Source organism: Novosphingobium sp. Sphag1I (assembly GCF_056279125.1).
Window position 1 is genome coordinate 1 of the sequence record NZ_JBWBQS010000004.1, and the last position, 13,240, is coordinate 13,240.

Genomic DNA, 13,240 nt, shown 5'->3' on the forward strand with positions numbered 1-13,240 from the left:
GCGCCATTCATATCTGGGCGGCATCAGCCCCCTCGCATTCGAGGCCAAGGTGGCATAGTGAGATAGGTGACCGGCACAAATCCGTTACAAGTCCAACCAGCTATTACGACGACAAAAACTATCTCTATTACGATTGGATGAGTCGAAATTTCTTCGCGTATCTTAAAGAATTACCAAAGAACGAATACTTCGCGGCGCTAGGCAGCGGCCAGCGCGTCAAGGTGAAGAAGAATTTTCAGCGCAAGGCGAAGAAGGCCCACGAACTCTGCCTCAAGGCGATTGAGGCAGAGGGCAACGACAACCAAAACGACAAGTGGCGAGCCGTCTATGGTCGGTCATTCCCTGCTAGTGAGAAAATACAAAAGGCAGCTGTTCTCGAATACAAGAGCAAACCGGTCCGTATGACCGAGGAGTTTCCAGAAGATGTGTTTGCCGCCATTGATATTCGGAACAACATTCGTATCGACTGCCAAGTTGAGCAGAGCGGGTTTCGTCCGGCATCTCTCAGGGAGATGATCCGCGACCGCAAGCTGCTTATGCCACGTAAGAAGCTAACGTTCACGGTTGTTGAGACAGATATACGCGGCGACTTTGGCCTGTTCTGGAAGGTGCTCAACCGGGGACAGGAAGCGATCAACCGCGACTGCATTCGTGGGCAGATCGTTGCGGATGATGGGCACAAGAGGAAGATCGAGCGCACCAATTTCAAGGGCGATCACGTGGTCGAGTGCTACGCCGTCGTTGACGGAATTGTCGTCGCGACCGATCGCATCCACGTACCTATCAGCGCAAACCAAGAGGACGACAATGAATAGGACCGCTCTTCTCCGCAGCATCGCTGAGACGGGATACAATGTCGGGTTTGGCGCGAAAAAGAACTTCGCCACGCACGACATTGTGCAGAAGGTTCCCGGCGGACTTGGACTCGTCTCCCTGTTAGTAGGCCTCTATGCGCTCGTTTGGGAGCCGCTGAACGCAAAGTGGATCGCTGCGACCATGGTTACGTTTGGCATCGTCACGCTAATCATTGCACAATACGATCACAACAAGGTCGCCTATTGCGAAGAAGGAGAGCGGCTCACGGCGCTTTTCTATCGGCTGCGCGACCTCTATCGCGACGTACAGGCGACAGCGGAAGGCGCCGATCTTGCAGCCTACCGCGCGCGACTAGATGCACTTCAGGTGGAGGTGTCCAGTTCCAACCAGTCGAAGCAAATCCTTTTCAGCGACTGGTATGCCCACTACAAGTTTTTCTGGCAGCACCAGATTGAGTGGATCGACGAGCAGAAGCAATTTACCTTCTGGCGCGATAAGGTGCCCCTGTCCTTCTCGCTCACCCTCGCAGTGTCGGTGCTGGCCCTAGTGGCACTCGGGATCGCCCGTGTGACATAGAGCCGCGCTCCCCAGTGGCTCCCGCGATAGGACCCCGAGCGCGAAAATCACTGCTAATCGCTGGAAAACTGGAGCGGGCACCGCCCCCGCTGAAGTCGGACGCGAATGTCCGCTATCTTGGTTTCGAAGCTCTGAAGCGGCCTAACCGGTCCGTCCGCCGTCTGTGGCATTTCCGGGTGCTTGGGGAGAAGATCAATAAACTCGATCTTGGGACAGCCCAAGATCCTGCGGTGCTTTTCCAGTCAGGGCGGAATTGCGGTCAGAAGCCATACGGAGACGGTTTACTGGCCGTATGCACACATCCGTCTTGCAGAACGAACTGCAGAATGCCCTGTGGGTAAGTGTGCTAAGTGCTGGCTGGGGTGGGAGGATTCGAACCTCCGCATGGCGGTACCAAAAACCGCTGCCTTACCGCTTGGCTACACCCCAGCATCACCTCGGCCAATATTGGGCCGGGAGCGGTCGCTTAGCTTCATTGTGCGGGGAAGAAAAGAGGCAATTTGAACTTTTTGTGCAAATTGCCTCTTTGAACGCACAATTGACCGCGATCACACCGTGGCGTTGACCAAGCTTTCAAAATCGGCCGCCGAATGGCGCTCGAGCAAACCCTTGCGATTGTTCACAAGGCGGCCGCGTTGCGCTGCGGGGCGGGCGTCGATTTCCTGAACCCAGCGCCCGACGTTTTCATATTCATCCAGACCAAGGAAGGTCTTGGCATCGCCATAGGCATCGCCGCGCCACAGATTGCCCAGCCACGGATAGGCGGCCATGTCGGCGATAGAATAGTCGTCGCTGCCCAGAAAACGGCTTTCCGCCAAACGCTTGTCGGCCACGTCGAACAGGCGCTTGGTTTCCATCGCATAGCGGTTGATCGGGTATTCGAACTTTTCGGGCGCATAGAAATAGAAATGACCAAAGCCGCCACCGATGAAGGGCGCGCTGCCCATCTGCCAGTTGAGCCAGCTGAAGGTTTCGGCGCGCGCTGCGCCGCTGGCGGGCAAAAATGCGCCGAATTTTTCCGCCAGATAAATCAGGATCGCCCCCGATTCGAACACGCGCACCGGCTTGGCTTCGGTGCGGTCGAGCAGGGCGGGGATCTTGGAATTGGGGTTGATTTCGACAAAGCCCGATCCGAACTGATCGCCCGCGCCGATGTCGATGAACCATGCGTCATATTCCGCGCCCGCATGGCCCGCGGCCAGCAGTTCTTCGAGCAGGATCGTCACCTTCTGCCCATTGGGCGTGGCGAGGGAATAGAGTTGCACGCCATGATCGCCAACCGGCAGGGCCTTGTCATGGGTCGCGCCGGAAACCGGGCGGTTGATGCTGGCGAACTGGCCGCCATTGCTTTTGTCCCAGGTCCAGACCTTCGGGGGTGTATAGGTGTCGCTCATCGTGACGGGCTCCTGCGGGGGGATTGTTGCAGGGCCAAGATAGGAAAGCACGATGCGATCCGCCAGACGTGGGGCGCAGAAGAAAGTTTTGATCGCGCAAAAGAAAAGCGGGGGCACTTGAGGCCCCCGCTTGATGCAATCTCGTTTGACTTTAGGCCAGCTTCATGACCCAGCCATGCGTGTCGGGCGACTGGCCGCGCTGGATCGCGACAAGGCGGTCCTTCAGCTTGGCCGTGGTCTGGCCGGGGCCGCCGCTGCCGATGGTAAAGCTGCTGCCATCGGGCGAGGCAACCTTGCCCACCGGGGTCACGACCGCCGCCGTACCGCAGGCGAACGTTTCGAGCAGGCGGCCCGAAGCCGCATCATCGCGCCACTGGTCGATCGAATAGCGTTCCTCGCGCACATTCAAACCTTCCTCACGGGCCAGCTCGATCAGGCTGGCCCGCGTGATGCCGGGCAGGATCGTGCCCGACAAAGGCGGCGTCAGCAGGCTGCCGTCTTCAAAGGCGAAGAACAGGTTCATGCCGCCCAGTTCTTCCACCCACTTGTGTTCGGCAGCGTCAAGGAACAGCACCTGATCGTGCCCGCGCGCAAAAGCTTCGGCGGTGGGCACCAACGAGGCGGCGTAATTGCCACCGCACTTGGCCGCGCCCGTGCCGCCCGGCGCCGCGCGGGTGTATTCCGACACCCAGATCGACACGGCGGGCGCGCCGCTCTTGAAATAATTGCCGGCGGGCGACGCGATCACGATGAACTTGTACTGCTTGGCCGAACGCACACCCAAAAACGGCTCGGTCGCGATCATGAAGGGGCGCAGGTAAAGCGATGCACCTTCCTGTTCGGGGATCCACGCCTTGTCGGCCAGAACCAGTTGGCGCACCGCCTCGACAAAGACCTCTTCGGGCAATTCGGGCATGGCCAGACGCTGCGCACTGGCGTTGAAACGCTGTGCATTGGCCTCGGGGCGGAACAGCGCGATGGAGCCGTCGGCGTGCTTATACGCCTTCAAACCTTCAAAGATTTCCTGCGCATAATGCAGAACGCTGGCCGCCGGGTCCAGCGGGATGGGGCCGCGCGGGCCCAGCGTGGCGTCGTGCCAGCCCTTGCCCTCGGTCCATTCGATCACCACCATATGGTCGGTGAACTGGGTGCCAAAACCGGGCGCGGCCAAAATCCCTTCGCGTACCTCATCGGCCACGGGGGCGGGGTGGGGCAGGCGGGTGAAGGACAGGACAGGCTCGGCGATGGTCGCCATGATACACGACTCCTCATGGGGTGAATGCGGTTGCCTTTGAACGAAAATTGCGCGCAAGGCAAGTGGCTTGAAATTAAAAATCCCAAACCCCGACGGTTGCCCGGCTGATAGCACGGTTGATGGCGTGGGAAAACCGCTTCAAACCCATCAATTGTCGATGCGGGGCAATTCCTTGGCTTCCAACCCTGCGTAAAAATGCGAAACGGAGCGTTGAAGTTCATAGCGGGCCAAGGCCACCGAGGCAAAACGATCGGGAATCGGCATGTCGCCGGCCTCGCCCATGTCCAATCCGCGCGCCACCGCGTCGCTCAGCGCGCCCTCCAGCCAGTTGAGCCAATCACGCGTCTGGGCAATCGCGTAATGGGTGACGTCCACCGGGCCATGGCCGGGGATCAGTCGGGCAAAACTCATCGCGTCCAGCCGGTCCAGGCTTTGCCGCCACGCGGCCAGATCGGCGTCCGGCGTCGCAGGGGCGCGGTTGTGAAAGACCAGATCGCCCGTGATCAACGTCCCGCTGGCCTTGTCCATGACGGCCAGATCGCCGCCCGAATGACCCGACAGGGCGATAGCCTCCAGCGCGCGCCCGCCGATTTCGAATGGCCCCGGCATCACGTCCAACCCCGGCAGCACAACATTCGTCCCCGTCATCCAATCCGCCAAAAGGCGATACATGCCATCGGAAAATCCTCGCCCGTCGCGTTCCAATTCGCGCCGGGTTTCGGGCAGGGCGGCGATGATCGCCGGGTCAAAGGCCGCCGCGCCCATTGCATGGTCGGGGTGAAGATGCGTGATCAGCACGCGCAGCACCGGCCCTCCGGTCAATTTCCGCGCCAGTTCCGCCAAGGCCGTGCCAAAGGTCAGCGATGGCCCGCAATCGCAAAGAATCGCGCCGCCCTGCGCCGCCATAATGGTGCAATTGGCAATCGCCCCGCCGTTGTTGAAGGCAATCGCTTCATCCGCCCCGCGAATGACCCATACACCCGGCGCCACGCTTTCGGATTTCAGCGCGTATCGTTGCGCCGCCCGCGCCGCAAAGGGCAATGCCATAGCCCCGCCGATCAACGCGCGCCGGGTCAATCCCCTAACCATGGGGCGGCCTGCTTTGTGGCCCGATTGTGCCTTGATATTCGCGGCCTTCGGTGTCGCGGGCCTGAATTTTTACCGGCCCATCCTTGGTGGGACGCAACAGGAATGTGAAGGCGGGATCCTCGCTGACCGAACCCTCGACCGTCATATTGGCCAGTTCCACCCCGGCGGCATCGCGCAGGCGGATGGTCTCAACGTGAAAACTGGGAATGTTTTCAACCAATCCCGTATCCATCGGATGACGAATGGACACACGCAGGCGCAGATCCTCGCTCTCTCTCCAGGCGCTCCCTCGCATTTCGCCAAGATGTTGTGCCCAATCACCCTTGGCCCGGCTGACCGGGGGCGCGGAACATCCCCCGCCCGCCGCATCGACCCAGACGCCCGACACATGCCAAACCCCGTCGCCGCCCAGAACAGCCGCCCGAACGGGGGTGCGCTGATCCAGCTTTATACGCAGCGAGAGAAAGGGTTGCGCGTGAAGCGGGCGGAAATCCACTGCCTGGGGCAGAGGATTGAGGTCGGCAAAGATGATGATGCGTGAAACACCGGCAATGGTGCGCGCGTCCACCGTGACGGGAAATTGATGCTGGTTTTCGGCAATCACGGGCACTTGCAAACGCACCCTCGGATCAAAGACCACCGGCGCACCCTTCAGGATCTTTGCTCCGTGATAGGTCCACATGGGCGACCCCAACGGATCTTTGGGCAAGGGTGTGGCCGCCTGTGCCGACGCGGCCAGCATAAGGGGGGACAACACCGAAAGGAGGGCCGCTTTGCGCATGATACCAAGGGTGACTATGCGGCCAAGTCGGAGCGCTTTACCATGATACCTTGGGATTAGGTGGAGCGCGCAATGGTATTGAGTTTCGCTCTGTTTCTGGCGGCCTCGGCGGCGGGGCCGGATTTGTTCAACGCCGAAGGTTATCGCGCGTCATCCTATCGCGCGCCGGTGGATCGCGATCCGGCCCCGGCGCAGCGTCTGGCTTTGGCGGCGGCGCGGGCGTTGCGGCCGGGGCGGGATGCGCTGTTCATCGATGCCCAGCCTTTGGCGCGCGATGGAACGACGGGGCGGTGGCTGCAAACCGAACCCCATGACACCATCCCCGGTGCGATCTGGCGACCAGAAGTCGGGCGTCCCGGTGTTGATCCGGCGCTTTGGTCGGGATTGCGGGGGCGGATTGATGCGTGGCGACGCGGCCATCCCGGCGCGCCGATTGTCCTGTATTGCAGGGTCGATTGCTGGATGGGGTGGAATGCGGCCCGCCGCCTTGCGCGTGACGGCCTGCGCGAGGTCTATTGGATGGCCGAAGGCGTCGAAGGCTGGCGCGATGCGGGCGGAACGCTGGCCCCCGTCAAGCCTGAACCGTAAAAATGAGAAGGGCCACGACAGCATCTGCCATCGCAGCCCTTCGCATGGTCAGCGGCCGCAAAAGTGCCGCCCACGAAGCCTTTATCGCTTAATCGTGAAACTTAGCGATAATGCTCCGCGATGCGGATTGCCGACCTCTCTGCTGAACCATGAGACATCGGATCACCTCCTTTCGCGCTGTTGAGCCATAGGGAGCCGCCGGGGGGCGCAATACCCATCCTGACGACGGGGCGAGGGTCTGTTCAACCGCGCTCGCCTTGGGTGAAAGTTGGTGTATTTTGCGGCGCACAACAAGTCTTGAAATGGAAAAAATTGCTGTCACAATCTCGGCTCCCCGGACCTGTGAGTCTTTCGGGAATCCCTGAAATCCGCGATGTTTTTGAAACGGGCCGCAACCGGTTTTGCGCGCCCGCAAAATTATCCCCAGCCGTGATGGGATAGATCGGCATTTACCAGATTCGCGGATGTATTTTTTGCTGAAACGTGGCGCTCTACCTTGCGGCGCGGCAATCCTCGACCACGCGCGATGCCGATGCATCCGCGGGCAGCAACAGGGCCGGATGGGTCGCCACCTCGACCATCCAGCGCCCGCGGGTCAGAGCAATGGCATCGAGCAACCGGTCGCCGGCATTGAGCGTGAGAGCCGCGCCCGAAGGATCGCTTTCGGCGCTTGCCTGCCGCGTCTGGGTGGCGGTGGTGATCATTACAACCCCGCCCCCTGCGGCAAGGCCCGGCATGGTCAGGCGCACCTGACCGCCACGACAAGCCATGATGATGCGCGTGTTGCCGCCCACGCCATATTGCGCCTGAGACGCGCCGCCCGACATGCTCCACACCCATGCGCCGGGGGTAAGGGGCATGTCGCGCCAATCGGTGGGTTGGGGCATGGGGGCCGGCGCCGGACGCGGCGCGGGTTTGGCAACAGGTGCGGGCGGCGGGATGACGACCGGCGGGCTGGGCGCGCAACTGGACAACAGCGCCATGGTCAGGCCACCGCAAAGCGCCGAAAGGGTCATGGGGCGCCGCTTGCCAAAGGGCATAGTGGCGAAGAATGGGGCGCGCGCGATTGCCTTCATCGCTTCCCTATGGAATGAGGGCGCGCCCAAGACAAGCCGCCAAACAGAACCGAGACGATGAACAGTTCCAAAAAGCCCGCCAAAATTCGCGTCGATCAATTGCTGGTCGATCGCGGCCTTGCCGAAAGCCGCAGCAGGGCCAGCGCGCTGGTGCTGGCCGGATTGGTGTTCAGCGGCGAGACCAAGATTGCCAAGCCGGGGCAGCAGATTGCGCAGGATGCGCCGCTGGAAACGCGTGGGCGCGATCATCCGTGGGTTTCGCGGGGGGGGATCAAGCTGGCCCATGCGATCAAGCATTTCGAACTCGACCCGACCGGCGTGACCGCGATGGATATTGGCAGCTCGACCGGGGGCTTTACCGACGTGTTGCTGACCCATGGGGCCGAGCGGGTGTTTGCGGTTGATTCCGGCACCAATCAACTGGCGTGGAAATTGCGTCAGGACCCGCGGGTCACCGTTCTGGAACAGACATCGGCGCGCATCCTGACCGAGGCGGAGATTGACGCGCCCTGTACGTGGGTGGTGTGCGATGCGTCCTTCATTGGTCTGTCGAAAGTTCTGGAGGTTCCGCTTCGCCTTGCCGCGCCGCAGTGCCGTCTCGTCGCCCTGATCAAACCGCAATTTGAGGTCGGGCGCGGCGAAGTGGGCAAGGGCGGGGTGGTGCGTGACCCGGCACTTCATGCCCGCGTGTGCGAGGAAGTGCGCGTCTGGGTCGAGGGTCTTGGCTTTATCGTACAGGGCATTGTGGAAAGCCCGATCACGGGGCCGGAAGGCAATGTCGAATTCCTGATTTCCGCCTATCGCAGCGCAGAGGCCGGGATAGAGCAGGTTACGGAAAAAGCAGAGAGTTAATCGGGTAAGCGGTTTGTTAACCGTGAGGCAAGTGGTTTTACGCAATTGGCTCCGTTTCGGAACAGCATGCTTTCGCGCCATTGCATGGGCACTTTGCGCCCGCCACAAGGCGCATGGACATGTCGCGAATCATGCGGTGCGGGAAATTAGGCGGATTGAAAGGCCTTTTGGCCAAGATGGTGAAAATGGATGCGGCGCGGCATTGGGCAGCGCAGCGGCGATGTGACGGGGTTCTGGACGAAGATGACGGAAATTGCCTCCTCGGGTCAATTGCGGGCGGGACTGGCGCGTTGGGTGCTGGTGCTGGTGCCGGGGATCAACCTGCTCGGCTTTCTGTCGGCCAGCGTGTCATTTTCCGGGCCGGACAATCCGTGGTTCGCCTCTTTGGTCAAGCCGGGCATTTATCCGCCGCCGCTGGCCTTTCCGATTGTGTGGACCACGCTTTATGTGTTGATGGGCGTGGCGCTGGCCATTGTCGTTACGGCGCGCGGCGCGCCCGGGCGCGGGGCGGCGATTGCGCTTTTCGCGGCCCATCTGGTGCTGAATATGGCGTGGTCGCCGGTGTTTTTCGGGATGCACCGGATTGCGCTGGCCATGGGGATCATCGTGGCGATGGCTGTCTCGCTGATCGTGGTGATCGCAATGTTCTGGCGCGTGCGGCCGGTGGCGGCGGGGCTGTTGGTGCCCTATCTAGCGTGGGTCTTGTTCGCCAGCGTTTTGAACTGGCAATTTCTGGCGCTCAACCCTGATGCCGATGGCGGTCAGGCGCCTGAAGTGGTGCATATTCAGCTTTAGAATTTAGACCCGCCCCTTGATCCTTGCGGGTTTGCGCGCCATCTAGGCGTCCATCGGAAACCTTTGTCATACGGGCAGGGGGCCGCGGATTACAGATACGGAAAAACGCGCCATGCAGAGCGAAAACCCCTTCCTTGCCGATTTCGTGAAGCTGATGAACAGCGCTGCGGGAACCTTCGCCGGGGCCACGCGTGAGGCTCGCGATTCGGCGCGTGAGCGTTTCCGTGAAGCCTTTGGCGGTCTGGATTTTGTCAGCCGCGAGGAATTCGACACGGTCAAGGCCATGGCCGCCACCGCGCGCGAAGAAGTCGAAGTGTTGAAGGAAAAGCTGGCCGCGCTTGAAGCCAAGATCGGCGGTTAAGGTCGCAAGGGCGGGGCCGTTATGCGCACCCGCCCCGGCATCTGCGCGCGCAAGCGCCGTTTTGATAGCGAGGCCGCGGCGATCGAGGTCGCCTTGAAGGCCGCAATAACGCTTCGCCCCTATCGCTGCACCATTTGTCGGCACTATCATCTGACCAGCCGAACCAAGGGTATGCGCAGCCTGCCACGTATGGGCGAGGATCAACCCCGCCCACCGTCAGATTAAACACCGCCCTCCGGCGCCGACACGCGGCCCGTCCGCTCCAGCTTGCCCCAACCGGTGCCGACACCGCGCACGGCGGCGGATACGGCGCGGATCACCACCGAATACATCAACTGGCGATAGACAAAGCGCTGGGCCAGCAGCAGGAACGGGCGGAACTTCTTGTCACGCACGTCCAACCGATAGGCAATCCAGCCGCACACAAGGTCGATCGACGAAAACGCCGCCCAATAGACCGCCATGCGCAAGACGTCGGTCTGCGTCTGGGCCCAACCGTGCTGGATCACGCGGGTGATCGTGCCCATGACCGAGACGACCAGCGCAAGGTCGATGGCGGGCGAAAGAACCGCAAACAGAATCTGGAACACCCATGCCTGCGGCACGCCGATGAAGGCGAGGCCCCCAGGCTTGCCCCGGCGCATGATTTTGCGATGCTTCCACAGGCATTGCAACGTGCCATAGGACCAGCGGAAGCGTTGTTTGGACAGCGCGCCAAAGGTTTCGGGCGCCTCGGTCCATGCGACGGCCTCCTCGTCATAGGCGACCTTCCACTTCTTGCGCTGAATGGCGATGGTCAGATCCTGATCCTCGGCCAGCGTGTCTTCGGGATAGCCGCCCACGCTTTCCAATGCGCTGCGCCGCCATGCGCCAACGGCGCCCGGCACCACCATGATCGCGTCAAAACGGGTCAGGGCGCGGCGCTCGATATTTTGCGCCGTGGTATATTCCACCGCCTGCCAGCGGGTGACCAGATTGACGCGGTTGCCCACCTTGGCATTGCCCGCCACCGCGCCGATCTTGGGATCGATGAACCAGCGGACAAGGCGCAGGATCGTTTCTTTTTCAAACTGCGTATCGGCGTCCAGCGCGACGATGATCTCGCCCGTGGCTTCCTTCAACGCCTTGTTCAGCGCGCTGGCCTTGCCGCCATTGACCAAGGTCATCAGCTTGACACGCGGGTTGTCGCCGAATTTCTCGGTGACGATGGCGCTGGTCCCGTCCTTGGACCCGTCATCCGCGACGATCACATCCAGATAGGGATAGGTCGATTCAAGGATGCGGTTGACGCTGCTCTCGATCACCTTCTCTTCGTTGAAACAGGGGATGATCACCGTCACCTTGGGCCGGAACGTGGCGTCGGGCGTCGGCGCCTTGCGCTTGGCCGGCAACAGGGCCAGCCCGACCAGCGTCACCGAACGCAGCACGCCCAGTGCGATGGCAAAGAAGAAGGACCAGTTCAGCACCACAATCATCAGCCCGATGGTGGTAAAGGCGAAAACGTCGGCTCGCACCGCCAAGAGGTCATAGCCCTTGACCGGCGGCATCACCTGATCCGCGGTCAATCCGGCCAGTTCGGCCACCGAGACGAATTGATACCCCTGTTGACGCAGCGCGACAATGATGCCGGGCAGGGCCGCCACGGTCTGTTCACGGTCGCCGCCGCCATCGTGGAGCAGGATGATATTGCCCGAATAGGCCGGACGCCCTTCCTTGACCTGCGCCAGTGTGGAATCGACGATATGCTGGACGCCGGGTCGCATCCAGTCATCGGGATCGACGTGCAGGCCCACGACGGTATAGCCGTGTTCCTGCGCAATTTGGGCGGGCACCAGTTCGTCGGCGGTCGTGGGTTCGGCGTCCCCGAAATAGGGCGCGCGGAACAGGCGCATCGAGCGCCCGGTATAGGCTTCGACCAAGCGCTGCGTCGCGTTCAATTCAAGCCGGATGCCGGTTTTCGATGAATTGGCCATGTTGGGGTGGGTATAGGAATGGTTCCCGATCTCCATTCCCGATGCCACCATACGTTGCAGCAAGGCGCGCTGGGACACCCCATTCTCACCAATGATAAAAAAAGTGGCCGGCACCTTGTACTGTTCAAGGATCGACAGGATTTGCGGCGTCCAGATTTCATCCGGCCCGTCGTCAAAGGTCAAAGCAACCTTCTTTTCTGAATAGCCCGTCCGCTGCACCTTATACGGCGTGGGCAGGCGGTCATAGGTCAGCGAGGAAACCAGCCCGGTCTTGGGGTCAAAGGCCAGCTTGCGGTCACCTTCGCTGGGGGTGGATGTGATGCGCAGGATTTCGCCCGCGCCCTCAACGTCGGCATTGGCGGTCTGGGCAATATGGCTCAGGTCGGGAAAAGGGTTCTGCTTGTTCCCATTGCGCCAACTTTGCAGCGCCTGCCAGAAGCCCGGATCTTCGGTCCCCAAACGCCAGAGCGCGATATTGCCGACGCCCAGCTGCGACAGGATACGCATCTGGTTCCAGCTGGCCGCGGCATCGATCATCCACACGTCATGGCGCTGGCCATTTTCCAGAAAGGAGAAGCCGGTGTTGCCGCTGGCCTTGTCATAGGTGGGCGTGGCGGCGGAATCGTGGGCCGAGAGCCATGCTTCTTCGACGGTCAGGCTTTCCGCGCCGGTTTTGCCGCTGGCGTCCGGGTGCCAGTCATAGGCATAGGAACCCAGCGCGATGATGACCTTGTCGGCGGGCATGTTGCCGATGGCCTTGCGCACCTTGGTCGCGAACCAGTTGTTCGACGCAATCGGGCCGGGCTGTCCGCTGGCCCAATGTTCGTCATAGGCCATCAGGATGATTTTGTCGGCCACGGCGGCAAATTGCGAAGGCGACCAGCCATCGCCCTCCATCGGCAGCGTCACGGCCACAACCTGCCCGGTCTTGTCCAGCGCCTTTTCCACCTCGGCAATCATGGCGCGATAGGCGGGGATGTCGGACGGCGAGAGGTCTTCAAAGTCAAAGATGATGCCCGCATCGCCCGACTTTTTCAGATAGTCGATCAATTGCGCGATCAACGCCTTGCGCTTGGCCTTGCTGGCAAACAATGCCTCAGCGGCGGGGCGGGAAAAGCCGTCATCATCGACATTCTGCAACACCGGCACAACCAGCGGGCGGTGCAGCGCCGACAGCAGGATGCGCCGCAGCGGACGATCCTCGCTGACATGCAGTTTACCGGCAAGGTCAATGTTGAGCGAGGTCGGCGCGACCCAGTCGATCTGGTTGATATGACGCAGCAGAGAAGGTGCCGAAGCATCCGACCAGTTCGAATAGAAGGCAACCGTGATCGATTGCCCCTTGCTGTTCGCACGCTGTTTGGGCGGCGCGCTGAACATGCGCGAGAAGGAATGCGACAGGCGCGAGACCTGTGTTCGCATGGGCAGAGCGCTGCGCCGTTCAAACCCCAGCGGCAGCGGCGAGGGCGCCGGAATATGCACCACGGTCGTGGCAAAGGCGATTGCGCCGATGACCAGAGCGATCAGCCCGAAAAACGTCAACCGCCGCGTCCAGCGCCGGCGGCGCCCCGAGGGATCGAAAAATACTGGTCTGGCCAAGTGCCGCCCACCTTTACGCTGCGAAGACAGGCGTTTCATCGCGAACGCCCTTTCTATCGCCTTTAGCATCGCCAACCGTTTGCGC

General features: G+C 61.3%; 12 protein-coding genes and 1 tRNA gene. 6 read left to right on the plus strand and 7 right to left on the minus strand.

Annotated elements, in window-relative coordinates; translation table 11 throughout:
• Positions 1–815, plus strand: an 815-nt coding sequence (locus ACZ9HU_RS05160; protein WP_476103076.1) for a nucleotide-binding domain-containing protein, incomplete at its 5' end; no start/stop codon positions are given.
• A complete protein-coding gene (locus tag ACZ9HU_RS05165; protein WP_476103078.1) occupies positions 808–1,392 on the plus strand; it encodes an SLATT domain-containing protein in 585 nt (194 codons plus the stop codon). The genes ACZ9HU_RS05160 and ACZ9HU_RS05165, both read left to right, overlap by 8 nt.
• Before the next feature lie 354 nt (positions 1,393–1,746).
• Here the strand turns inward: ACZ9HU_RS05165 and ACZ9HU_RS05170 are convergent.
• From ACZ9HU_RS05170 to ACZ9HU_RS05190, 5 genes are all read right to left on the minus strand, one after another.
• Positions 1,747–1,821 (minus strand) — tRNA-Gln (locus tag ACZ9HU_RS05170).
• Between the two features lie 119 nt (positions 1,822–1,940).
• Entirely contained in the window at positions 1,941–2,786 is an 846-nt protein-coding gene (gene yghU / locus ACZ9HU_RS05175; RefSeq protein WP_476103080.1) for a glutathione-dependent disulfide-bond oxidoreductase, read from the minus strand.
• A gap of 151 nt (positions 2,787–2,937) precedes the next feature.
• Positions 2,938–4,041 (minus strand): branched-chain amino acid aminotransferase, encoded by a 1,104-nt coding sequence (locus tag ACZ9HU_RS05180; protein ID WP_476103082.1) that lies wholly within the window; start codon positions 4,039–4,041, stop codon positions 2,938–2,940.
• Between the two features lie 147 nt (positions 4,042–4,188).
• Positions 4,189–5,130, minus strand: a complete 942-nt coding sequence (locus ACZ9HU_RS05185) for a quinoprotein relay system zinc metallohydrolase 1 (protein WP_476103084.1) — start codon at positions 5,128–5,130, stop codon at positions 4,189–4,191.
• Entirely contained in the window at positions 5,123–5,911 is a 789-nt protein-coding gene (locus ACZ9HU_RS05190) for a quinoprotein dehydrogenase-associated SoxYZ-like carrier (RefSeq protein ID WP_476103086.1), read from the minus strand. Before ACZ9HU_RS05190 ends, ACZ9HU_RS05185 begins: the two co-directional genes overlap by 8 nt.
• A gap of 72 nt (positions 5,912–5,983) precedes the next feature.
• Between ACZ9HU_RS05190 and ACZ9HU_RS05195 the strand changes: the two genes are divergently transcribed.
• Positions 5,984–6,499: a rhodanese-like domain-containing protein gene (locus ACZ9HU_RS05195; RefSeq protein WP_476103088.1), complete on the plus strand. Its 516-nt coding sequence runs from the start codon at positions 5,984–5,986 to the stop codon at positions 6,497–6,499.
• Positions 6,500–6,990: 491 nt separating this feature from the next.
• Here ACZ9HU_RS05195 and ACZ9HU_RS05200 read toward each other — a convergent pair whose 3' ends face one another.
• Entirely contained in the window at positions 6,991–7,575 is a 585-nt protein-coding gene (locus ACZ9HU_RS05200; RefSeq protein ID WP_476103090.1) for a hypothetical protein, read from the minus strand.
• A gap of 57 nt (positions 7,576–7,632) precedes the next feature.
• Here ACZ9HU_RS05200 and ACZ9HU_RS05205 point away from each other — a divergent pair, with 57 nt between their 5' ends.
• From ACZ9HU_RS05205 to ACZ9HU_RS05215, 3 genes are all read left to right on the plus strand, one after another.
• Entirely contained in the window at positions 7,633–8,427 is a 795-nt protein-coding gene (locus tag ACZ9HU_RS05205) for a TlyA family RNA methyltransferase (protein WP_476103092.1), read from the plus strand.
• A 189-nt stretch (positions 8,428–8,616) separates the two neighbouring features.
• Positions 8,617–9,222, plus strand: a complete 606-nt coding sequence (locus tag ACZ9HU_RS05210) for a TspO/MBR family protein (RefSeq protein WP_476103095.1) — start codon at positions 8,617–8,619, stop codon at positions 9,220–9,222.
• Positions 9,223–9,334: 112 nt separating this feature from the next.
• Positions 9,335–9,583, plus strand: coding sequence for an accessory factor UbiK family protein (locus tag ACZ9HU_RS05215; RefSeq protein WP_476103097.1), 249 nt, complete (start codon positions 9,335–9,337; stop codon positions 9,581–9,583).
• A 221-nt stretch (positions 9,584–9,804) separates the two neighbouring features.
• Here ACZ9HU_RS05215 and ACZ9HU_RS05220 read toward each other — a convergent pair whose 3' ends face one another.
• Positions 9,805–13,155: a trifunctional glycoside hydrolase family 18/polysaccharide deacetylase/glycosyltransferase family 2 protein gene (locus ACZ9HU_RS05220; RefSeq protein WP_476103099.1), complete on the minus strand. Its 3,351-nt coding sequence runs from the start codon at positions 13,153–13,155 to the stop codon at positions 9,805–9,807.
• Positions 13,156–13,240 lie beyond the last annotated feature (85 nt).